Raw genomic sequence first — 19,701 nt, 5'->3', positions numbered from 1 at the left:
CTCACGCCCGGGTGCGGCCGCGCCGCCGGCGGAGCCACCAGACGACCGCGCCGGCCAGCGCCACCGCCGCGCCGCCGAGCACGGAGGCGAGCGGCAGCGAGAACGCGAGCACGAGGCAGCCGACGAGCCCGAGGACCGCGACCCACCGCGGCGGCCGTCGTTCGTCGGCGCGCAGGCGCAGCGCGCTCGCGTTGGTGAGGGCGTAGTAGGTGAGCACGCCGAACGACGAGAACCCGATGGCACCGCGCACGTCCAGGGTGGCGACGAGCACGATGACGACCGCCGCGACGGCGAGCTCGGCGCGGTACGGCACGCCGTGCCGCGGGTGCACGGCCGCGAGGGAGGCGGGCAGCTCGCGGTCGCGCGCCATCGCCAGCGTGGTGCGGGAGACCCCGAGCACCAGCGCGAGCAGGGCCCCGAGGGAGGCGACGGCCGCGCCGACCTGCACGGCCGGGCTCAGGGCGGCCAGCGAGCCCGCCTCGACGACCGCGCGCAGGGGTGCCGAGGTGGCCGCGAGCCCGTCCGGGCCGACCGCGAGCAGCGCGACGACGCCGACCACCAGGTACACGGCGAGCACGATCCCGAGCGCGAGCGGGACCGCGCGGGGGATCGTGCGGGCCGGGTCCACCACCTCCTCGCCCAGGGTCGCGATGCGCGCGTAGCCGGCGAACGCGAAGAACAGCAGCCCCGCCGACTGCAGCACGCCGCCGAGGTCGACGCCCGCGAGGTTCGTGGTCGACGCGGTGCCGCCGGCCAGGCCGGCCACGACGACGAGCACGAGCGTCAGCAGGGTGAGGACGACGATCGCCCGCGTGACCAGCGCCGACTTCTGCACGCCGCGGTAGTTGAGGGCCGTGATCGCGACGACGGCGAGGATCCCGACCAACCGCGCGCGGTCCGGCGCGACGTAGGTGGCGAACGTCAGGGCCATCGCCGCGCAGCTCGCGGTCTTGCCGACGACGAACGACCACCCGGCCTGGAACCCCCAGAACTCACCGAGCCGCCGCCGGGCGTAGACGTAGGTGCCGCCGGACTCGGGGTGCACCGCGGCCAGCCGCGCCGAGGAGGTGGCGTTGCAGAAGGCCACCACCGCGGCGATCGCCAGCCCGATCAGCAGGCCCGAGCCGGCGGCGTCGGCGGCCGGCCCGAACGCGGAGAAGACCCCGGCTCCGAGCATCGCGCCCAGGCCGACGACGACCGCGTCCGTGACCCCCAGTCGCCGGACGAGGGCCGTCACGCGCGGACGGGTTCCACGCCCAGCTCGGCCAGGAGCATGAGGATCCGGCCGCGGATCTCGTCGCGGATCGGCCGCACCGACTCGATGCCCTGCCCGGCCGGGTCCTCGAGCACCCAGTCCTCGTACCGCTTGCCGGGGAAGTACGGGCACGCGTCGCCGCAGCCCATCGTCACGACGACGTCGGAGGCCTGGACCGCCTCGGTGGTGAGCACCTTGGGCTGCTCGGCGCGGATGTCGATGCCGACTTCCGCCATGGCCTCGACGGCGACGGGGTTGACCTGCTCCGCGGGCATCGACCCGGCGGAGCGGACCTCGACGGCACCGCCGGACAGCGCGGTGAGGAACCCGGCCGCCATCTGGGACCGGCCGGCGTTGTGGACGCAGACGAACAGGACGCTGGGCGTGGTCATGACTCTCCAGGGGTGTCGATCGGGATGTCGAGCGTGGTGAGCAGACGGCGGACGCGGTCGTCGATGTCGGCGCGGATCGCCGCGACCCCCTCGGGCGACGCGAGGGCCGGGTCGCCGACGGCCCAGTCCTCGTAGCGGGTGCCGGGGTAGACGGGGCAGACGTCGCCGCAGCCCATCGTCACCACCACGTCGGCCGCGCGGACGGCGTCGTCGGTCAGCGGCTTCGGGAAGCCGTCGGCCCCGAGGGCGTCGAGCTGCGGCCGGACGTGCGCGTGGATGGCCGGCCCGGGCGACGATCCCGCCGACCGCGCGAGCGCCGACGACCCCGCATAGCGCTGGAACAGGGCCGCGGCGAGCTGCGAGCGGCCGGCGTTGGCCACGCAGACGAAGAGCACGCGGGGCACGGTCGGGCCGCCCTCGATGCGCACGAGGTCGTCGAGCCGCTGCCGTGCGAAGCGTTCCGTGAGCCCCGGCAGCCGGGCGCGCACGCCGCCGGTCCGCGCCAGCGCGGTGGACGAGTCCCGGACCACGTCGCGGACCCGGGCCGTCCCGATCGACGGGTACCGCACGGCCAGGTCGGCGGCCACCTCGTCCAGGCGCAGGTCCAGGTCGGGCAGCGCGTCGTCCGGGGGCACCTGCGTGCTCCCGAACGCCTCGAGCACCGCGCGCACGGCGGCGCGGTGCTCGGGCGCGATCCGGTACCAGACCCAGGTCCCGCGCCGCTCGGCGGTGACGAGCCCGGCGTCCTTGAGCACCCGCAGGTGGTGCGACACGGTGGGCTGCGACGCGTTCGTGAGCTCGCTGATGTCCAGCACGCACGCCTCGCCGGCCGGGCTCGCGGCGATGAGCGACAGGGCGCGCAGCCGCAGCGGGTCGGCCAGCGCCTTGAGCGCCCGCGCGACGTCGTCGGCGGCCGGGGCGCTCATGGCGCTGGTCGCGGTCACGTGCCTATATTGAAGAATCTCGATGCAAGCGTCAAGCGGGCTCGGGTGCGTCCTGCTCGTCGGTGTGCGCGACGTGCCGCAGCTGGTGCCAGATGAGCACCACGAAGATCGCGGAGCCGACGAACGCGAACCAGAACGGCGCCGTCACGCCGTACCGCTGCGCGAGCGCCCCGCCGATCGCGGCCCCGACCACGAGACCGCCGAAGACCCCGACCAGGTTCACGCTGCCGACCCGGCCCTGCAGCTCGGTCGGCACGGCGCGCTGCCGGATCGTCACCGAGGTCGTCCCCCACACGAAGGCGTGCGCGCCGAACACGAAGAACACGAGCAGGGCGAACCACGCCGTCGTCGTCAGCGCCAGGGCCAGGTGCGTGAGGGTCTCGACGATCAGCCCGATCCGCATGAGGTTCGCCAGGCTGACCCGCCGGGTGATCCAGCCGTACGACACCGTGCCGACGAGCCCGCCGACGGCCCCCACGGTCGTGATCACGCCGAACCCGACCGCGCCGAGCCCCAGCTGCTCGCGCGCGTAGAGCACGAGCACCGACCAGGCGGCCCCGAACGTCACGTTGAAGATGAGGATGGTCAGCACGAGCGTGCGCACCGCGGCGTGGTGCCGGACCCAGCGCACCCCCTCGGCGATGTCGTGCCGCAGGTGGGTGTCGGGCCGCTCGCTGCGGTGCGGCGGCAGCGCGATCCGGGAGATCAGCACCGCCCCGGCGGCCACCAGCAGCGCCTCGGTGGCGAAGGGCAGGGCCTGACCCGCGGCGAACAGCAGCGCGCCCAGCGGCGGCCCGATCAGCTGGTTGACCGTGACGAAGCCGGCCTGGATGCGGCTGTTGGCCAGCGCGAGGTCGTCGCGCTGCACGAGCATGGGCACCAGCGTGCTCGACGCGTTGTCCGCGAACGTCTCGGCGGTGCCCAGCAGGAACATGGCCACGAGCACGAGCGCGATCGTGGCGATGTCCGTGGCGATGGCCAGCGCGAGCAGCACCAGCACGACGGTCCGCAGCGAGTCGACCAGGATCACCAGGCGGCGCCGGTCCAGCCGGTCGGTCAGCGCGCCGGCCCAGAGCCCGAACAGCAGCGGCGGCAACCACTGCAGCAGCGCCGCGAGCGCGACGAGGAACGCGTCCTCGGTGCGGCTCGCCACGAGCAGCGGACCGGCCGCGATGACGATGCCGTCGCCCAGGTTCGAGCTCCACGACGACGCCAGCAGCCACCGGAACCTGGTGCCCAGCCTGCGGGGGACGACGGTGTCGAGGATCTGGCTCACAAGGGCCAGACGCTAGTCGCTCGCAGGGGGTCGGGACACTGCAATGCGGCGGCCTCAGACGCGGTCGCCGGCGGCTGAGCGGTACCAGGCGACGAACGCCTCGCCCGGGTCCCCGACATGGCGACGGAACGCGGAGCGGCGCAGCGGCAGCGGGCGCAGGTTGAGCCAGCTGGCCTTGGGCAGGCCCGGGACGCCCTGCGGGACCCGGACGTGGTCGCGGCGGGCGTCGCGGTCCTGCGAGGTGAAGCGGGCGACCTCGCAGGTGGCCCCGTGGACGGCGAGCACCAGCACCGGCCGGTCCTTGCTCCCGGAGCCGTCGTCGAACGGCACCTGGGCGAACCAGACCTCGCCCGGGCGGGGGCGAGGTGCGCGCGGGCGCAGCAGGCGGAGCAGGACGAGGAGCAGGACGACGAGGCCGACGGCGGCCCACGGGTGGTCCGCGGGCAGCTGGGCGATCTCACTCATGCGCGCAGCGTAGGGGCCATAGTGGGTGCGTGGACTGGACCCTCGAAGTCGTCGTCGTGCCGGTGAGCGACCTGGCCGCCTCCATCGCGTTCTACCGCGACCAGGTCGGGTTCGACCTCGACCACGAGACGCGGGACGAGCACATGCACGTGGCCCAGCTGACCCCGCGCGGGTCGGGCTGCTCGATCGTCCTCGGCACCCTCCCGTCGCAGAACCAGATGGCCCCCGGCACGCTGCACGGCCTGCAGCTCGTGGTGGCCGACGCCGCGGCGGCCCGCGCCGAGCTGGTCGCGCGCGGGGTCGAGCCCTCCGAGATCACGGTCTTCGACGAGCGCGACGGCGGCACGTTCTTCGGCTTCAGCGACCCGGACGGCAACACCTGGGCGGTCCAGCAGCTCAAGGTCCGCGCCGAGAAGCCGCTGATCCCGCACGAGGCGCGCGGGCGGTTCGGCGCCGAGGACTGAGGATCGGCGCGGCCGCGGTCAGGCCGTGGGGTCGAGGAGCGCGTCGAACGGCGCGGTCGGCACGACGCCCTCCACCGCGCGCGCCAGGTCCGCGTCGAGCGTCACCAGGAAGTCGGCCTGCAGGCGGGTGAGCGCGACGTACTCGGCCTGGTAGGTCGACACCCAGCCCAGCTCGTCGGCGACCTTCCAGGCGGTGTCGCGCAGCACCCCGTCGCCGAGCAGCCGGATCTTCAGCGTCGCGACGTGCGCGAGCCGGGCGCGCGCCTCGGGCGCGGCGAGCTCGCCCCGGTGGACGGCCTCGTGCATCGACGAGAGCACCTGCGACCGCAGGAGCGTCGGGGCGAGCAGCTGATGGCCGGCGGCGGGCTGCGCACGGGAGCCCGCCAGCTGGAGCGCGGCACCGGCGTCGACGACGAACCTGGTCATGGGGCCCCCGCATCGGACGGACTGGCGGACGACCGCATCCTCGCACCGGCACGGCGACCGCGTACGGTCGTCGGGTGACCCGGCCATGACCAGCACCGCGGTGATGCGCACGCTGAGCGGGCTGCACCGCGCGCTGGTGCGCGTGAGCCGCGGCAGGGTCGGCGGGAGGCTGCTCGGCATGCCGACGCTCGAGCTCACCACGGTGGGGCGCCGGTCCGGCCGACCGCGCGTCTCGATGCTGACCGCGCCGCTGCAGGTCGGGCAGGCGTGGGTGGTCGTCGCGTCCGCCGGGGGCGACGATGCGCACCCGGCCTGGTTCCTCAACCTGATCGAGGAGCCGCACGTGCGGGTCGCCGTCTCCGGTGGCCCGTCCCGGCCCATGGTGGCGCGCGTCGCGACGCCCGACAAACGCGCGCAGCTGTGGCCGCGCGTCACCGAGGTCCTGTCGAACTACGCCGCCTATCAGCAGCGGACGACGCGCGTCATCCCGCTCGTCCTGCTCGAGCCGGTCGACGACGACCGGCCCTGAGAGGTCGGGCGGTCAGCCGAGCAGCGCCAGTCCCAGACCGATCAGAGCCGCCGCGCCCAGGCCGATGACGGTCCAGATGAGCATGCTCCCGGCCAGGTACACGAGGTAGCGCGTGTGGTCGGCCGCCGAGCGGCCCCAGGGCGGAGCCGGCGCCCAGCGCACGGTCTCGATGACGTCGGTGACCCGCCTCGACAACGGCGTCGAGTGCAGGGTAGGAGTGGCGGCGGACATAGGAGCTCCTGGTAGGTGCTTGGGACGTGCGTCGGGGTCGCCGACCCATCCATTCTCCCAGGGGCGCGCGGGGGTGGTCTGGGCCGAAGGGCCCAGGGGACCGGCACGGGAGGCTGGGACATGGCGGGCACGCCGGGCCGGGGTGGGGCGGCGTACTGGGACGAGCAGGCGCCCAGGTACGACCGGACCACCGCCTTCCTCGAGCCGCGGCTCTTCGCGCCCGCCCGGCGCTGGATCGCCGATCGCGTCGAGGGCCGGACGCTCGAGGTGGCGGTCGGCACCGGGGCGAACCTGCCGTACTACGCCGCCCGCGCGACCGACCTGACGATCACCGACGTCAGCGCGGTGATGCTCCGGGCGGCGTCCGCCCGCGCGGCGTCGCTGCACGTGCCGGTCCGGACCCTGCAGTGCGACGCCGCTCACCTGGCGCTGCCTGACGACGCGTTCGACACCGTGGTCTGCACGCTGACCATGTGCTGCGTCGCCGACGAGCTCGCCGTCCTGCGCGAGCTGGCGCGCGTGCTGCGGCCGGGCGGAAAGCTGCTCCTGGCCGACCACGTCGAGTCCTCGGCTCGCCTGGGCCGGGCGGTGCAGCGCGTGCTCGACGCCGTGACGCCGGCGCGCGCCGGTGAGCACCACCGCCGTCGCCCGCTGCAGCTCATGGAGTCGGCCGGGCTGCGGGTCACGGAGACCGAGGCCTCGCGCTGGCGGCTGGTCGAGCGGGTCGCCGCGACGACGTCCGACGACGGACAGAGGGGATGAGCGGCGCAGAACGGACGTCGTGCCCTAGTCTCGGCCCATGCTGATCCTCGGCCTGATCCTGTTCGGGATGCTCGTCGGCGCGCTCGCCCAGCTCATCCTCGGCAAGGGACGCAAGGGCATCGACTGGACCATGGCGATCGTCGCCGGCCTGGTCGGCTCCTTCGTCGGCGGGCTGCTGGCCAGCCTCCTTGCGGGTGACGGGCTCGAGCTGCGGCCCAGCGGCATCATCGGGTCGATCGTCGGCGCGGTCATCGTGACCGCCGTCTGGCGCCTGGCCCGCGGTCGCTCCGCCGCCTGACCTCGGGCCGTCAGAGCGCCTGACCTGCGGCCGTCAGAGCGCCTGACCTGCGGCCGTCAGAGCGGCAGCGGCCGGTTCTCCACGACGGACTTCATCACCAGCGTCGACGCCACGCGCTGCACGCCGGGCAGCGTGGACAGGTGGTCGTCGTAGAGCCGCTGGAAGTCGGGCAGGTCGCGCGCGATGACCCGCAGCAGGTAGTCGGGATCGCCGAACAGCCGTTGCGCCAGCAGCACCTGGGGCACCTCGGCGACCGCGTCCTCGAACGCCTCGATGCTCGCCCGCGTGGCCTCGCGCATGGTGACGAAGACGAGCGCCTCGAAGCCGAGCCCCAGCGCCGCCGGGTCGAGGTGCGCCCGGTACCCGCTGATCACGCCCGACCGCTCCAGGGCGCGCAGCCGGCGATGGCACGGGGACACGCTGAGCCGCACCCGTTCGGCCAGCTCCGTCAGCGTCAGCCGTCCGTCCTGCTGCAGCTCCGCAAGGATCTTCCGGTCGATGTCGTCCACGGAGCAGATCCTTCCACGGTGCCGGGATGTCGTCGAAGAAGTGGGCAGCACCTTTGGCCCGATCGCGCCTAGCGTCCCCGTCAGGGATCGGGGACGAGAGGGGATGCGGGCCGTGGACCTCAGCGCTGCCGCCGCGTTCTGGGTCCTGTCGTTGCTGTTCGTCCTGGCCCCCGGGGCCGACTGGGCCTTCGCCATCAGTGCCGGCCTGCACGGCCGCGTGATCGGCCCCGCCGTCGGCGGCCTGCTCGCCGGGCACCTGACGCACACCCTCCTGGTCGCCGTCGGCGTCGGTGCCCTGGTCGCCCGTGCCCCGGAGGTGCTCACCGCGCTGACGGTCGCCGGCGCGGCCTACCTGGTGTGGTTCGGGGTGGGCACCCTGACGCGCGCGGCGGCGCCGCGAGCCGACGACGCCGCCGTGGCGAGGTCGCCGGGGCAGTGGGCGGCCCGCGGCTGGGGGATCAGCGGGCTCAACCCGAAGGTGCTCCTGCTGCTGGTCGCCCTGCTGCCGCAGTTCACCGACCCCGGCGGCGGGTGGCCGCTGCCCGTCCAGATCGCCCTGCTCGGCCTGGCCCACACGGTGAGCTGCGCGGTCGTGTACACCAGCGTGGCGCTGACGGCGCGGCACGTCCTGCGGGCCCGCCCCACCGCGGCGCTGGTGGTCTCGCGGATGTCCGGCGTGGTGATGATCGGCCTGGGAGCCGTGCTGGGCGTCGAGCAGCTGCTCCGGTGACCGTCCGGCTCAGGCGGGGCCGCCGGCCGCGAGCCGCGCGACCTGCGCGTCGAGGTAGCGCCGCTCCGCGACGTTGGTGGCCCGGCCCGCGGCCCGGCGGTAGTGCTCGAGCGCCAGGTCGCGCCGGCCCGCCAGCTCGTGCAGGTACCCCCGCAGCTGGTCGACGCGGGGGAGGCCGTCGTCGACGCCGCCCAGCAGGTCCAGCCCCGCGGCGGGCCCGTCGACCATCGCCGCCGCGACCGCCCGGTTGAGCGTCACCACGGGGTTGCCCGTCATGCGCTCGAGCAGCCCGTAGAGGGCGAGGATCTGCGGCCAGTCCGTGGCGTCGGCGGTCGACGCACGGTCGTGCACCGCGGCGATCGCGGCCTGCAGCTGGTACTCCCCGACGGTCCCGCGCTCGATCGCGTCGTCGAGGAGCGCGAGGCCTTCGGCGATGCGCGCACGGTCCCAGCGGGTCCGGTCCTGGTCCGCCAGCGGCACGAGGTCGCCGGACTCGTCGGTCCGGGCCGGTCGGCGGGCGTCGACGAGCAGGAGGAGGGCGAGCAGCCCGGAGACCTCGGCGTCGTCCTCGGCCGCGTGCACCAGCCGCGCGATCCGGATCGCCTCGTCCGACAGGTCGACGCGCGTCAGGTCGGCCCCGGCGCTGCTGGCGTAGCCCTCGTTGAACATCAGGTACAGCACGCGGAGCACGCTGCGCAGCCGCGCCGGACGCTCCTCGGGCTCCGGCATCGAGAACGGCTCGCCCGACCCCGCGATCCGCTGCTTCCCGCGGCTGATCCGCTGCGCCATGGTCGGCTCGGGCACCAGGAACGCGCGCGCGATCTCCGCGGTGGTCAGGCCCCCGACCGCGCGGAGCGTGAGCGCCACCGCGGACGCAGGGGTGAGCACGGGGTGGCAGCACAGGAACAGCACCGTGAGCGTGTCGTCGTCCTGGGCGGCTGCGCCCGGACCGGGCTCGGTGGCGACACGGGCCTCGCGGTCCCGTCGGGACGCGTCGCTGCGCCACTGGTCGACCATGCGTCGCGACGCCGTCTGCAGGAGCCAGCCGCGCGGCTGCTCCGGGACGCCGTCGGTCGACCAGTGGCGCGCCGCGGCGAGGAGCGCCTCCTGGACCGCGTCCTCCGCGGCGTCGAAGTCCCCCCACCGCCGCGCGAGCGTGCCGAGGACCTGCGGCGCGAGCGTGCGCAGCAGGTCTTCGACGTCGCCCGGGACGTTCAGCGCGGGTCGCTCGCGGTCTCGAGGAACGCGTTCATCTCCTCGACGTCGGAGGGTCCGTCCTCCATGATCCGGCGGACCTGGATCGGCTGCTGCGTCGGGACGCCGCCCCGCCCGGGCACCGCGGACACCAGGCCGGCGATCTCCACCGCCCGGGCCTCGGTCTCCGTCTCGACGATCTGGTAGCCCGCGACCCACTCCTTGAACTCCTGGAACGGCCCGTCGGTGACCACGGTGGTCGCGCCGTCGGACCGCACGACCTTGGCCAGGTCGGGACCCGTGAGGATCTCGCCGCCCACGAGCTCGCCGCTGGCGAGGAGCTCCCGGTTGAGCCGGCCGTAGTAGTTCAGGTGCTCGGCGACCTCGTCGTCGGTCCACTCCGACATCGGCGAGTCGTCCGGACCGCTCTGGAAGTCCACGATCAGCAGGTACTTGGCCATGATGCTCCTCCTTCGTCGTGCCCAGGTTGGCACCTTCACTCGCCGAACGGAGCCGGCTCGCGTTTCTCGACACGGTCAGCAGGAGTAGTTTCCGCGGATGGACCCGTCGTCCTCGACCCGCATGCCCGGCCGGCTCGTGCCCGCGAGCGGCGGCCACGTGCCCGTGCGCGTCCGCGGGTTCCTCGAGCAGGCCGCACCCCGCCGGGCCCGCCGGTCCGAGCGCGGGTTCGCGGTCGCGCTGGCCCGCACCGAGCACGACGTGGTCAAGGTCCTCGACGGGTCGACCGTCCTGGGGTTCCTGCCGCCGACGTGGTCGCAGACGATGGACTTCGAGCTCTGGTCCTGCGAGCAGGCCGGTGAGCCCGCCGTCGCCCGGGCCGTGCTCGAGGGCCCACCCGGCGAGCGCGACCTGTTCGTCATGCTCGACTGGCCGCGCCGCCGGGCCTGACTCAGGCCGTCACGTCGAGCCGCGGTCAGCCGCCTGGGCTGAGCAGCTTCTCCCGGAGCTCCCGCACGGGGCAGCGTCGACCGGATCGTCATGCCGGGCTACGGCCGGTCCGTGGCGTCCCGCATCCCCGGCGCGACCTTCGTGCTGGTCGAGGACGCCGGCCACCTGCCGCACCTGGAGAACCCCGCCGCGCTCGACCAGTTCCTGGAGCCTTGCTGACCGACGCCGGCGCGGGGATCCTCGCAGCATGATCGGTCGCCTGCACCACCTGGTCATCGACTGCCCCGACCCCGACCGGCTGGCGGCCTTCTACGCGAGCCTGCTGGGCCAGCGGATCACCTACCGGTCGCCCGACTTCGTCGTCGTGGCGCCGGCCGAGGACACCTCGGGGCTCGCGTTCCAGCTGGCCCCCGACCACCAGCCGCCCGACTGGCCGGACCCGCGCCGGCCGCAGCAGATGCACCTGGACGTCATGGTCGACGACCTCGAGGACGCCGACGCGGCCGTGCTCGCCCTCGGCGCGCGCCGGCTCCCCGCGGGCGACCACGTGTACGCCGACCCGGCCGGGCACCCGTTCTGCCTGATCCCGCGGCCGCCGTGGGCGCCGGCGCTGGAGTAGTCCACGGCTAGAGAACGACCTCCACCACCTTGCGGATCGCGAAGTCGCTGCTGCGGATCTCGACCTCTTCGCGCGCGACCAGGACGGCCGAGCCGCGGTCGACGCGGTACGCGACGTCCCGCGTCTCCGGCAGGACGACCAGCTCGGAGTCGCTGCGGCCGTCGCAGCGGAGCTGCCGCTCGAGGTCCCCGATCGCCCGGTGAAGAGCCTCGTCGACGTCGACCTCGTCGCCGTCGGACGGCGCCGCCTCGACGGCATCCACCACCGCGACGGTCCGGTCGGAGATGCTGCACACGGTGCCCGAGGGGTCGAGGGTGACGCGCACGTGACCGTCCCCGCCTCGGGCCATCGGCGTCCCCTCGTACACCTGACGGAAGTGGGCGGTGACGTCGGCGACGGCCGTCTCGGTCTGGTCGCCGTCGCGGCTCACGCCGCCGTGCTCGGTCACCGTGAGGGCGTCGAACACCAGCTCGGTGTCCAGCTCCAGGGAGCGGACCGTCTGCTCGGCGATCTCCCTGGCCGCGTCCAGGTCGATCGACCGGGCGTCGCGGTAGGGCTCGGCGAGGAACGCCTCGGAGGACCCGTCCGGCGACAGGACGAGACGCGGGCCGACGGCGTCGGCACGGTCGTCCCTGCGGTGGGGATCGGGCGACGCCGCCGAAGCGACCAGCGCCCGGATCCCGAACCGCTCGCCCAGGCTCCGCGCGGCTTCGTCGTCGACGGGCCGGCGCTCCACCGAGAGGCGCATCGGTGACGGCGGGACGGTGATCGTGATGACGACCTCGATCACGGCCGGGCCCGCCGATCGCCACCAGTACCAGTTGTCGGAGACGGCGCCGCCGTGGAACAGGCGCTCGTTCCAGAGCCGGTCCTGAGCCTCCTCGGCGGTCGCGCCGCAGGCGGTCGACGACGGCCGGTGGTTCGTCAGGGTCGCGAACGCAGCGTCCTGCCAGGCCTGGCTGAACGACTTCCCCGTGTTCCACTCCCGGAAGAACCCGGCGCCGACCCCGCCGACGTCGTAGGTGAGCCCGTCGAAGCCGAAGATCATCCGCGCGCCCTTGTTCGGCTCCGCCCAGGTGCGCCAGGGGTTCTGCCCCCCGTGCATCTGCAGCGAGTCGCACCCGTGGAGCAGGAGGTAGCGCAGGCGCTGGTCGCCGAACGACATCCGCGTGGAGTCGGCCTGCAGGGTGTTGTCCCACGTGCGGCCCATCGCGGCGACGTAGCGACCATCCGCAGCCATGCCCATGTGCGTGTGCTCGTAGAGCACGCGGACGGAGTCCATGCCGAGGCTGTCCTGCCAGTTGTCGTACTCCCGGTTGAACCGCCACTCGCGCACGTCGTCGTCCCGCGCGTGGAAGTTGACCCCGTTGAACTGCCGGACGTAGTCGAGGAACCCCTTCACGTCGTCGTGCGGGCTGCTCAGCGCGGCGTCCCCGCTCGGGAAGACCTGCACCGAGACGCCCGCGTACATGTTGTCGGCCACTGTTCTCCCCCTGACGGCACGCCGTCCCGCCGCGGTGCGGGCTGCACAAGGGAGGAGCGGGCCCGACCGGAGGTGATACCGCTCCCGTCAGGGACACTGGTGCCAGCAACGTGACCGTCGACAAGGAGTCCGCCGTGCCCCAGGGAACTGTCCGCTGGTTCGACGCCGAGCGGGGGTTCGGCTTCCTCTACCTCGGGGACGGGGTCGAGGACCTCTTCGTCCACGCGTCCGAGATCATCGGCGCCGACGTGCTCCGCGAGGGCCAGGTCGTCGAGTTCGAGGCGGGCGAGGGCGACCGCGGCCCGCAGGCCCGCCGGGTCCGGATCACGGGCGAGCACGCCCCGGACGCGCTGCTGGGCGTCCTCGGCACGGTCTCCTGGTACGAGCCGGGCAAGGGCTACGGCTTCATCTCGCCCGACGGCGGCGGCGCAGAGATCTTCGTGCACAGCTCGGCCATCGTGGGCGGCGGCGTGATCTCGGACGGGCAGCGCGTGGCGTTCCTGGTGGTCGACGGGGACAAGGGGCCGCAGGCGGACCACCTGCTGCCGCTCGGGCCGGAGGCCATGGGACGACCTCGGGCGTCGGACGGGGCGGACGGCACCGTGTCCTGGTACGACGTCGACAAGGGGTTCGGCTTCGTCACGCCCGACTCGGGCGGCGAGGACCTCTTCGTCCACGTCCGGGCGCTGCCCGCGGGAGCGACCGAGCTGTCCGAGGGCGATCGCGTGACCTACGACGTCGGCACCAGCGAGAAGGGTCTCCAGGCCCGCAACATCCGGCTCGTCGGGGGTGCGCCCGGGGCGTCGGGTCGCGCTCGGTCCGGCCCCCCGAGGGAGTCCGCCGGCCCCGTCCGCGGCGGCGAGGGCGTGGTCGCGCGCTACGACGCGGAGCGCGGGTTCGGCTTCATCACCCCGGACGCGGGCGGTGACGACCTGTTCGTGCACGTGTCGGTCGTGCGGGGATCCGACGCGCTGCAGGAGGGCGACCGGGTTCGGTTCCAGATCCGCCAGAGCGACCGGGGGCCGCAGGCGGACGCCGTCGAACGGGTCTGAGCCAGCGCATCCGCTCAGGACGCCACGCTTCGGGACGGCAGGACCACGGTGGTGTGTCAGGAAGCGGCGCGTACCGCGTAGCGCACGTAGACCACGCCGTTCTCGAACCGTCCGTGGTCCAGCAGCCCCAGGTCGAGTCGGACGCCCCGCGGCAGCGCCGGCTTGCCTCCGCCCACGACCACCGGGCACAGGAGCAGCACGCACTCGTCGACGAGCCCGTGCCGGAATGCCTCGGCCCCGAGGGTCGCACCGCCGATGCTGAGGTCCGCGCCGGACTCCTCCTTGAGGCGTCGTACCGCCTCGGGGTCGAACCTCCGCTCGATCCTGGTCCGCGCCGTCGACACCGCGTCGAGCGTCGTGGAGTAGACGACCTTGTCGGCGTCGCGCCAGATCCCCGCGTACTCGCGGACGACGGCCGGCTCGCTCGCCAACCAGTCGTCGCTCTCCCAGACGCGCATCGTCTCGTACATGCGGCGGCCGTAGAGCGACGTACCGATCTGCCGCTCGTGCTCGTTCCAGAACGCGTGCACCTGCTCGTCGGGGACCGACCAGTCGAACGAGCCGTCCTCGTCCTCCAGGTAGCCGTCGAGCGAGGTGTTCGCGGCGTAGATCAGCTTGCCCATGGGTGCCTCCGGCCGGTCGGGGCTTCAGGGTGGCAGTGGCACGGAAGCACCGGCAAGACGGGGCGCCGGTGGGAGCCGTCTGCCCGTCGGCAGGGTGAACAGTGCCAGCGCGAGCTGAGCCGCGGTCGCCGGGAATGCATCCCGACGGACCAAGGTTGAGCCCAACAGACTCAAGTTCGACCCCCTCGGGTTTGCGCGCGGCCGGAAGCCGACGCAGACTTGAGCCAGCCGGACTCAAGAGCGAGACCCGTAGTCCCCGGAAGCACACGAAAGAAGGCACACACATGGCACGAGCAGTCGGCATCGACCTCGGTACCACCAACTCGGTGGTCGCTGTCCTCGAGGGCGGCGAGCCCACGGTCATCGCCAACGCCGAGGGGTCGCGCACGACGCCGTCGGTGGTCGCGTTCTCCAAGACGGGCGAGGTGCTGGTCGGCGAGATCGCCAAGCGCCAGGCCGTCACCAACGTCGACCGCACGATCACGTCCGTCAAGCGCCACATGGGCACGGACTGGTCGCAGACGATCGACGACAAGAAGTACACCGCGCAGGAGATCAGCGCGCGGGTGCTCTCCAAGCTCAAGCGCGACGCGGAGGCCTACCTGGGCGAGCCCGTCACCGAGGCCGTCATCACCGTCCCGGCGTACTTCAACGACGCCGAGCGCCAGGCCACCAAGGACGCCGGCGCCATCGCGGGCCTCAACGTCCTGCGCATCATCAACGAGCCCACCGCTGCGGCCCTGGCCTACGGCCTCGAGCGCGGCAAGGAGGACGAGCTCATCCTCGTCTTCGACCTCGGTGGCGGCACGTTCGACGTGTCCCTCCTCGAGGTGGGCAAGGACGACGACGGCTTCTCGACGATCGAGGTCCGCGCGACCTCGGGCGACAACCGCCTCGGCGGCGACGACTGGGACCAGCGCATCGTCGAGTTCCTCATCTCCGAGGTGAAGAACTCCACGGGCGTCGACCTGGGCAAGGACAAGATCGCCGTGCAGCGTCTGCGTGAGGCTGCCGAGCAGGCCAAGAAGGAGCTCTCGTCCGCGACGAGCACCAACATCTCGCTGCAGTACCTGTCGATGAGCGAGAACGGCCCGGTCCACCTGGACACCAAGCTGTCGCGCGCGCAGTTCCAGCAGATGACGCAGGACCTGCTCGACCGCACCAAGGCGCCGTTCCAGTCGGTCATCCGGGACGCGGGCATCAAGCTCGCGGACATCGACCACGTGGTGCTCGTCGGCGGCTCGACCCGCATGCCCGCGGTCACCGAGGTGGTCAAGGAGCTCACGGGCGGCAAGGAGCCCAACAAGGGCGTCAACCCGGACGAGGTCGTCGCCGTCGGTGCCGCGCTGCAGGCCGGCGTCATGAAGGGCGACCGCAAGGACGTCCTGCTCATCGACGTCACCCCGCTGAGCCTCGGCATCGAGACCAAGGGCGGCGTGATGACCAAGCTCATCGAGCGCAACACGGCCATCCCCACCAAGCGGTCCGAGATCTTCTCCACGGCCGAGGACAACCAGCCGTCGGTGCTGATCCAGGTGTTCCAGGGCGAGCGTGAGTTCGCGCGGGACAACAAGCCGCTGGGCACGTTCGAGCTGACCGGCATCGCGCCGGCTCCGCGTGGCGTGCCGCAGATCGAGGTCACGTTTGACATCGACGCCAATGGCATCGTGCACGTGTCCGCCAAGGACCGCGGCACCAACAAGGAGCAGTCGATGACGATCACCGGCGGCTCGGCCCTCCCCAAGGAGGACATCGAGCGCATGGTGCGCGAGGCCGAGGAGCACGCGGCCGAGGACAAGGCGCGTCGCGAGGAGGCCGAGACCCGGAACTCCGCCGAGCAGCTGGTGTACTCGACCGAGAAGCTGCTGGTCGACAACGCGGACAAGCTGCCCGAGGACGTGAAGACCGAGGTGCAGACCGCGGTCACCGAGCTCAAGACGGCGCTCGCGGGCACCGACGTCGCCGAGGTCAAGGCCAAGCACTCGGCCCTGCTCGCGGCGAGCCAGAAGATCGGCGAGGCGATCTACTCGGCCGACAACATGGCGGCCAACGCGCCGGCCGACGAGCAGCCCGCTGCTGACGCGTCGTCCGACGAGGACGTCGTGGACGCCGAGATCGTCGACGACGAGGACGAGGCGGTCAAGTGACCTCCGGCACCGACGACGCCGGCGACGGCCTGACTCCTGAGGAGCAGGTCCTCGCCGACGCCGAGTCCATCGCGGCGTCCGCCGAGGAGGAGGTCGTGCTCGAGGGCCTCGTCGAGGCCGAGAAGCTCGCGGCCGAGCGGCTGGAGGAGCTCCAGCGCTCGAAGGCGGCCTACTACAACCTCGAGCAGCAGTACTCCGGGTTCGTGAAGCGGTCGAAGGCCGACGCCCTCGCCGCCCACGACCGGGGCGTGCACGCGATCGTCGAGGCGCTCATCCCGGTGCTGGACGACATCGAGCTGGCCCGCCAGCACGGTGACCTCACCGGACCGTTCGTGTCCATCGCGGAGAAGCTCGAGGCGACCCTCGGTCGCTTCGGGGTGATCCGGTACGGCGCGGTCGGCGAGCCGTTCGACCCCGCGATCCACGAGGCGCTCATGCACTCGCACGCGGCGGACGTCACGGAGTCGACCGTGCAGATGGTGCTGCAGCCCGGGTACCGCACGCCCGACCGGGTCCTGCGGGCCGCCCGCGTCGCGGTCGTGGATCCCGAGGCGTAGAACCCGAGTAGCGTCCGGGCAACGAGCACTCGTTGCCCGGACGCTGCACACAGAGACGAAGGAAGGAGCGGCGTGACCGGTCAGGACTGGCTCGAGAAGGACTTCTACTCGGTCCTCGGCGTCCCCAAGGACGCTGACGCCGCGACGATCAAGAAGGCGTACCGCAAGCTCGCCCGGCAGATGCACCCGGACCACAACCCGGGTGACGCCAAGGCCGAGGCGCGGTTCAAGGACGTCGGGGAGGCGTACGCGGTCCTGTCCGACGCCGAGCAGCGCGGCCAGTACGACCAGCTGCGGGCCATGGCCGGCGGTCCGCGCTTCACGTCCGGCAGCCGCGGCGGGACTGCGGGGTTCGAGGACGTCTTCGGCGGCATGTTCGGCGGCCAGCAGGGCGGTCGCGTCCGGTACACCAACGCTCCCGGCGGGGCGGCCGGCTTCGAGGACATCCTCGGCGGGCTGTTCGGCACCAGCGGCGCCGGCGGGTTCGCCCCCGGTCCGCAGCAGGGCGCCGACCTGGCGACGAGCGCGACCCTCCCGTTCCGTCAGGCGGTCGAGGGCTCGACGGTCTCCCTCGTGGTCGAGGGCCGCACCGTCAACGCGCGCATCCCCGCCGGCGTCCGCGACGGCCAGAAGATCCGGCTGCGCGGCAAGGGTCGTCCCGGCGAGCGCGGCGGACCGGCGGGCGACCTGGTGATCACCGTCCGCGTGACCCCGCACCCGGTCTTCGCCCTCGACGGCGACCACCTGCGCATCACCGTCCCGGTGGCCTTCGACGAGGCCGCGCTGGGCGCCACCATCGAGGTGCCGACGCTCGACGGCTCGACCGTCCGCGTCCGCGTGCCCGAGGGGACCCCGTCCGGTCGCGTGCTGCGCGTCAAGGGCAAGGGCGTCCCCGGCACCAAGGGCGACCTGCTCATCACCGTCCAGGTCGTGGTCCCCCAGCGGCTCAACACCGCAGCCCGCGAGGCCGTCCAGGCGTTCGGCATCGCCACGTCCGGTGAGGACGTGCGCGCGGGCCTGCTCGACGCGGCGAAGACGTAGCCATGGTCTCCGAGGACGCCAAGGTCTATGTGATCTCGGTCGCCGCCGAGCTGGCCGGCATGCACCCGCAGACCCTGCGCCAGTACGACCGGCTCGGCCTGGTCAGCCCCAGCCGGGCGAGCGGCCGCGGCCGCCGGTACTCGCTGCGCGACATCGCGACCCTGCGCGAGGTGCAGCGGCTGTCGCAGGACGAGGGCGTCAACCTGGCCGGCATCAAGCGGATCCTCGAGCTCGAGTCGGAGCTGGACGGGCTGCGGCGCCAGGTCGAGTACCTGCGCGCGTTCGTCGCGCCGGGCCGCCGGGTGTTCACGGCCGACCGAACGGGAGCCGTCGAGGCGGTCAGCCGCACCGCCAGCCGCAGCCGCCGCCCGACCACCACGGCGGACCGCGCGGCCGTGGTCCTCTGGCGCCCGTCGCGCTGACCCCTCCAGCGTCCGCGCATCCGGTCGCCCGAGCGCACGAATCTGCGGACGCTGCCGCCGTGGACCCGTTGCGTCCGCACATCCGGTCGCTGGGGCGCGCGAATCTGCGGACGTCCGCGGGAGCGGCCACTTCCTGCCGGGTGGCCATGGGAGCGACGACCATCGCTGCCTAGACTCGGCGCTCGTGACGACCGACCTCGACCTCGACCGGGCCCGCCGCGACACCCCCGGCATCGACCACGTCGCCCACCTCAACAACGCCGGCGGCGCCCTGCGCCCGAGTCTCGTGACCGACACCGTCGTCGCGCACCTGCGCCGCGAGGCGGAGATCGGTCCGTACGAGGCCGAGGCCGAGGCGGAGGACCGGGTGGCGGCGGTCTACGACTCGGTCGCCCGCCTGGTCGGCGCACAGCGGGACGAGATCGCGCTCGTGCAGAGCGCGACGGCCGCGTGGAACGTGGCGTTCGCCTCGCTCAGCATCAAGCCCGGCCAGCGTCTCCTCACCGCGCGCACCGAGTACATCAGCAACGCCATCGGCCTGCTCCAGGCGTGCGAGCGCTCGGGCGCGACGCTCGAGGTGATCGAGGACGACGAGCACGGCCAGGTGGACCTCGACCGGCTGGAGAGCCGGCTCGACGACGACGTCGCGCTGGTGGCCCTGACCCACGTGCCGACCGGCGGCGGCGTGGTCAACCCGGCCGCGGAGGTCGGGGTCCTCACGCGGAAGGCCGGCGTGCCGTTCCTGCTCGACGCGTGCCAGTCGGTCGGCCAGCTCGACGTGGACGTCGACGACCTCGGCTGCGACCTGCTCGCGGCGACCGGGCGCAAGTTCCTGCGCGGTCCGCGGGGCACCGGGTTCCTCTACGCGAGCCGGACGGTCACGGAGCGGCTGGTCCCGCCCGTGCTCGGCCTCGGCGCGGCCACCTGGACGTCCCCGAGCACGTGGGAGGCGGTCCCCGGCGCGCTGCGGTTCGAGACGTGGGAGCGGTCGATCGCCGACAACCTCGGGCTCGGCGCGGCGGCGGACTACGCCCTGGGGTTCGGGCTGCCGGCGATCGAGCGCCGCGTGGTCGGGCTGGCCGACCGGCTCCGCGCCGACCTGGCCGAGCTGCCGGGCGTCACGGTGCGCGACAAAGGCGTGCGCCGGTCGGGCATCGTCACGTTCACGGTCGAGGGGCGGTCCGCCGACGAGGTCCGCGCCCGGGTCGCCGCCGCGGGCGTGAACGTCAGCGTCACGCGCCTGTCGTCGGCCCAGCTCGACTTCGGCGCGCGCGGCCTGACCGAGGTGGTCCGCGCGTCGCCGCACTACTACACGTCGGACGAGGAGCTCGACCGGCTGCTCGCGGCGCTGCGCTGAGCCGTCCCCAGGGTGG

At 73.3% G+C, this 19,701-nt stretch carries 26 protein-coding genes; 14 read left to right on the top strand and 12 right to left on the bottom strand.

The window, feature by feature from the left end; genetic code table 11:
* Position 1: 1 nt before the first annotated feature.
* Genes AB5970_RS07115 through AB5970_RS07095 form a run of 5 tightly spaced genes read right to left on the bottom strand, consistent with a single transcriptional unit; the run spans position 2 to position 4,332 of the window.
* Positions 2–1,237: an APC family permease gene (locus AB5970_RS07115; protein WP_370503223.1), complete on the bottom strand. Its 1,236-nt coding sequence runs from the start codon at positions 1,235–1,237 to the stop codon at positions 2–4.
* Complete coding sequence (locus AB5970_RS07110) at positions 1,234–1,647, bottom strand: arsenate reductase ArsC (protein ID WP_370503222.1); 414 nt, start codon at positions 1,645–1,647, stop codon at positions 1,234–1,236. Before AB5970_RS07110 ends, AB5970_RS07115 begins: the two co-directional genes overlap by 4 nt.
* The gene (locus AB5970_RS07105; protein ID WP_370503335.1) at positions 1,644–2,573 is read right to left on the bottom strand and encodes a metalloregulator ArsR/SmtB family transcription factor; all 930 of its coding nucleotides are present in this window, start codon (positions 2,571–2,573) and stop codon (positions 1,644–1,646) included. Before AB5970_RS07105 ends, AB5970_RS07110 begins: the two co-directional genes overlap by 4 nt.
* Positions 2,574–2,622: 49 nt before the next feature.
* Entirely contained in the window at positions 2,623–3,867 is a 1,245-nt protein-coding gene (locus tag AB5970_RS07100; RefSeq protein WP_370503221.1) for an MFS transporter, read from the bottom strand.
* Between the two features lie 54 nt (positions 3,868–3,921).
* Positions 3,922–4,332 (bottom strand): type II toxin-antitoxin system PemK/MazF family toxin, encoded by a 411-nt coding sequence (locus AB5970_RS07095; RefSeq protein WP_370503220.1) that lies wholly within the window; start codon positions 4,330–4,332, stop codon positions 3,922–3,924.
* A 29-nt stretch (positions 4,333–4,361) separates the two neighbouring features.
* Between AB5970_RS07095 and AB5970_RS07090 the strand changes: the two genes are divergently transcribed.
* Complete coding sequence (locus AB5970_RS07090; RefSeq protein WP_370503219.1) at positions 4,362–4,796, top strand: VOC family protein; 435 nt, start codon at positions 4,362–4,364, stop codon at positions 4,794–4,796.
* An 18-nt stretch (positions 4,797–4,814) separates the two neighbouring features.
* Here AB5970_RS07090 and AB5970_RS07085 read toward each other — a convergent pair whose 3' ends face one another.
* Entirely contained in the window at positions 4,815–5,222 is a 408-nt protein-coding gene (locus AB5970_RS07085) for a type II toxin-antitoxin system VapC family toxin (protein ID WP_370503218.1), read from the bottom strand.
* 85 nt (positions 5,223–5,307) lie between these two features.
* Here AB5970_RS07085 and AB5970_RS07080 point away from each other — a divergent pair, with 85 nt between their 5' ends.
* Positions 5,308–5,751, top strand: a complete 444-nt coding sequence (locus AB5970_RS07080) for a nitroreductase/quinone reductase family protein (protein ID WP_370503217.1) — start codon at positions 5,308–5,310, stop codon at positions 5,749–5,751.
* 12 nt (positions 5,752–5,763) lie between these two features.
* Here AB5970_RS07080 and AB5970_RS07075 read toward each other — a convergent pair whose 3' ends face one another.
* Entirely contained in the window at positions 5,764–5,982 is a 219-nt protein-coding gene (locus tag AB5970_RS07075; RefSeq protein WP_370503216.1) for a chemotaxis protein CheW, read from the bottom strand.
* Positions 5,983–6,102: 120 nt separating this feature from the next.
* Here AB5970_RS07075 and AB5970_RS07070 point away from each other — a divergent pair, with 120 nt between their 5' ends.
* On the top strand, positions 6,103–6,744 hold the full coding sequence (locus tag AB5970_RS07070) for a class I SAM-dependent methyltransferase (protein ID WP_370503215.1): 642 nt from the start codon (positions 6,103–6,105) through the stop codon (positions 6,742–6,744).
* 37 nt (positions 6,745–6,781) lie between these two features.
* Positions 6,782–7,042, top strand: a complete 261-nt coding sequence (locus tag AB5970_RS07065; RefSeq protein WP_370503214.1) for a GlsB/YeaQ/YmgE family stress response membrane protein — start codon at positions 6,782–6,784, stop codon at positions 7,040–7,042.
* Between the two features lie 56 nt (positions 7,043–7,098).
* Here the strand turns inward: AB5970_RS07065 and AB5970_RS07060 are convergent, their stop codons facing one another.
* On the bottom strand, positions 7,099–7,551 hold the full coding sequence (locus AB5970_RS07060; RefSeq protein WP_370503213.1) for an Lrp/AsnC family transcriptional regulator: 453 nt from the start codon (positions 7,549–7,551) through the stop codon (positions 7,099–7,101).
* 112 nt (positions 7,552–7,663) lie between these two features.
* Here AB5970_RS07060 and AB5970_RS07055 point away from each other — a divergent pair, with 112 nt between their 5' ends.
* On the top strand, positions 7,664–8,281 hold the full coding sequence (locus tag AB5970_RS07055) for a LysE family translocator (RefSeq protein ID WP_370503212.1): 618 nt from the start codon (positions 7,664–7,666) through the stop codon (positions 8,279–8,281).
* Between the two features lie 9 nt (positions 8,282–8,290).
* On the opposite strand, the gene AB5970_RS07050 is transcribed toward AB5970_RS07055, so the two are convergent.
* Both AB5970_RS07050 and AB5970_RS07045 read right to left on the bottom strand, forming a co-directional pair.
* A complete protein-coding gene (locus AB5970_RS07050; protein WP_370503334.1) occupies positions 8,291–9,469 on the bottom strand; it encodes an RNA polymerase sigma factor in 1,179 nt (392 codons plus the stop codon).
* Between the two features lie 26 nt (positions 9,470–9,495).
* Positions 9,496–9,936 (bottom strand): YciI family protein, encoded by a 441-nt coding sequence (locus AB5970_RS07045; RefSeq protein WP_370503211.1) that lies wholly within the window; start codon positions 9,934–9,936, stop codon positions 9,496–9,498.
* Positions 9,937–10,033: 97 nt separating this feature from the next.
* Here AB5970_RS07045 and AB5970_RS07040 point away from each other — a divergent pair, with 97 nt between their 5' ends.
* The 3 genes from AB5970_RS07040 to AB5970_RS07030 all read left to right on the top strand — a co-directional run bounded on the left by AB5970_RS07040 (position 10,034) and on the right by AB5970_RS07030 (position 11,003).
* Positions 10,034–10,384: a hypothetical protein gene (locus AB5970_RS07040; RefSeq protein ID WP_370503210.1), complete on the top strand. Its 351-nt coding sequence runs from the start codon at positions 10,034–10,036 to the stop codon at positions 10,382–10,384.
* A 111-nt stretch (positions 10,385–10,495) separates the two neighbouring features.
* Positions 10,496–10,603, top strand: coding sequence for an alpha/beta fold hydrolase (locus AB5970_RS07035; protein ID WP_370503209.1), 108 nt, complete (start codon positions 10,496–10,498; stop codon positions 10,601–10,603).
* Positions 10,604–10,631: 28 nt separating this feature from the next.
* On the top strand, positions 10,632–11,003 hold the full coding sequence (locus AB5970_RS07030) for a VOC family protein (protein WP_370503208.1): 372 nt from the start codon (positions 10,632–10,634) through the stop codon (positions 11,001–11,003).
* A gap of 7 nt (positions 11,004–11,010) precedes the next feature.
* On the opposite strand, the gene AB5970_RS07025 is transcribed toward AB5970_RS07030, so the two are convergent.
* Positions 11,011–12,486, bottom strand: coding sequence for a DUF6345 domain-containing protein (locus AB5970_RS07025; protein ID WP_370503207.1), 1,476 nt, complete (start codon positions 12,484–12,486; stop codon positions 11,011–11,013).
* 134 nt (positions 12,487–12,620) lie between these two features.
* On the opposite strand from AB5970_RS07025, the gene AB5970_RS07020 reads away from it, so the two are divergent.
* Entirely contained in the window at positions 12,621–13,538 is a 918-nt protein-coding gene (locus AB5970_RS07020; RefSeq protein ID WP_370503206.1) for a cold-shock protein, read from the top strand.
* Between the two features lie 56 nt (positions 13,539–13,594).
* Here the strand turns inward: AB5970_RS07020 and AB5970_RS07015 are convergent, their stop codons facing one another.
* Positions 13,595–14,161, bottom strand: coding sequence for a dihydrofolate reductase family protein (locus tag AB5970_RS07015; protein WP_370503205.1), 567 nt, complete (start codon positions 14,159–14,161; stop codon positions 13,595–13,597).
* Positions 14,162–14,445: 284 nt separating this feature from the next.
* Here AB5970_RS07015 and dnaK point away from each other — a divergent pair, with 284 nt between their 5' ends.
* From dnaK to AB5970_RS06990, 5 genes are all read left to right on the top strand, one after another.
* Positions 14,446–16,308 (top strand): molecular chaperone DnaK, encoded by a 1,863-nt coding sequence (gene dnaK / locus AB5970_RS07010; protein ID WP_370503204.1) that lies wholly within the window; start codon positions 14,446–14,448, stop codon positions 16,306–16,308.
* Positions 16,305–16,865: a nucleotide exchange factor GrpE gene (gene grpE, locus AB5970_RS07005; RefSeq protein WP_370503203.1), complete on the top strand. Its 561-nt coding sequence runs from the start codon at positions 16,305–16,307 to the stop codon at positions 16,863–16,865. The genes dnaK and grpE overlap by 4 nt, the downstream gene beginning before the upstream one ends.
* A 72-nt stretch (positions 16,866–16,937) precedes the next feature.
* On the top strand, positions 16,938–17,906 hold the full coding sequence (locus AB5970_RS07000; RefSeq protein ID WP_370503202.1) for a DnaJ C-terminal domain-containing protein: 969 nt from the start codon (positions 16,938–16,940) through the stop codon (positions 17,904–17,906).
* A 2-nt stretch (positions 17,907–17,908) separates the two neighbouring features.
* A complete protein-coding gene (locus AB5970_RS06995; protein ID WP_370503201.1) occupies positions 17,909–18,328 on the top strand; it encodes a heat shock protein transcriptional repressor HspR in 420 nt (139 codons plus the stop codon).
* 184 nt (positions 18,329–18,512) lie between these two features.
* Entirely contained in the window at positions 18,513–19,685 is a 1,173-nt protein-coding gene (locus AB5970_RS06990) for an aminotransferase class V-fold PLP-dependent enzyme (RefSeq protein ID WP_370503200.1), read from the top strand.
* The last annotated feature ends 16 nt before the right edge of the window (positions 19,686–19,701 follow it).

Source organism: Cellulomonas sp. ICMP 17802 (assembly GCF_041295535.1).
Classification (GTDB): Bacteria; Actinomycetota; Actinomycetes; order Actinomycetales; family Cellulomonadaceae; genus Cellulomonas.
Note: the sequence above shows the minus strand (reverse complement) of the source record. Positions and strands in the feature narration are given on the sequence as shown.

What these genes read in the sequence shown, in the direction of transcription:
- AB5970_RS07110 (WP_370503222.1), bottom strand. Translation starts at nt 1,647, where the DNA reads ATGACCACGCCCAGCGTCCTGTTCGTCTGCGTCCACAACGCCGGCCGG.
- AB5970_RS07105 (WP_370503335.1), bottom strand. Translation starts at nt 2,573, where the DNA reads ATGAGCGCCCCGGCCGCCGACGACGTCGCGCGGGCGCTCAAGGCGCTG.
- AB5970_RS07095 (WP_370503220.1), bottom strand. Translation starts at nt 4,332, where the DNA reads ATGAGTGAGATCGCCCAGCTGCCCGCGGACCACCCGTGGGCCGCCGTC.
- AB5970_RS07085 (WP_370503218.1), bottom strand. Translation starts at nt 5,222, where the DNA reads ATGACCAGGTTCGTCGTCGACGCCGGTGCCGCGCTCCAGCTGGCGGGC.
- AB5970_RS07080 (WP_370503217.1), top strand. Translation starts at nt 5,308, where the DNA reads ATGACCAGCACCGCGGTGATGCGCACGCTGAGCGGGCTGCACCGCGCG.
- AB5970_RS07075 (WP_370503216.1), bottom strand. Translation starts at nt 5,982, where the DNA reads ATGTCCGCCGCCACTCCTACCCTGCACTCGACGCCGTTGTCGAGGCGG.
- AB5970_RS07070 (WP_370503215.1), top strand. Translation starts at nt 6,103, where the DNA reads ATGGCGGGCACGCCGGGCCGGGGTGGGGCGGCGTACTGGGACGAGCAG.
- AB5970_RS07065 (WP_370503214.1), top strand. Translation starts at nt 6,782, where the DNA reads ATGCTGATCCTCGGCCTGATCCTGTTCGGGATGCTCGTCGGCGCGCTC.
- AB5970_RS07045 (WP_370503211.1), bottom strand. Translation starts at nt 9,936, where the DNA reads ATGGCCAAGTACCTGCTGATCGTGGACTTCCAGAGCGGTCCGGACGAC.
- AB5970_RS07040 (WP_370503210.1), top strand. Translation starts at nt 10,034, where the DNA reads ATGGACCCGTCGTCCTCGACCCGCATGCCCGGCCGGCTCGTGCCCGCG.
- AB5970_RS07030 (WP_370503208.1), top strand. Translation starts at nt 10,632, where the DNA reads ATGATCGGTCGCCTGCACCACCTGGTCATCGACTGCCCCGACCCCGAC.
- AB5970_RS07015 (WP_370503205.1), bottom strand. Translation starts at nt 14,161, where the DNA reads ATGGGCAAGCTGATCTACGCCGCGAACACCTCGCTCGACGGCTACCTG.
- dnaK (WP_370503204.1), top strand. Translation starts at nt 14,446, where the DNA reads ATGGCACGAGCAGTCGGCATCGACCTCGGTACCACCAACTCGGTGGTC.
- AB5970_RS06995 (WP_370503201.1), top strand. Translation starts at nt 17,909, where the DNA reads ATGGTCTCCGAGGACGCCAAGGTCTATGTGATCTCGGTCGCCGCCGAG.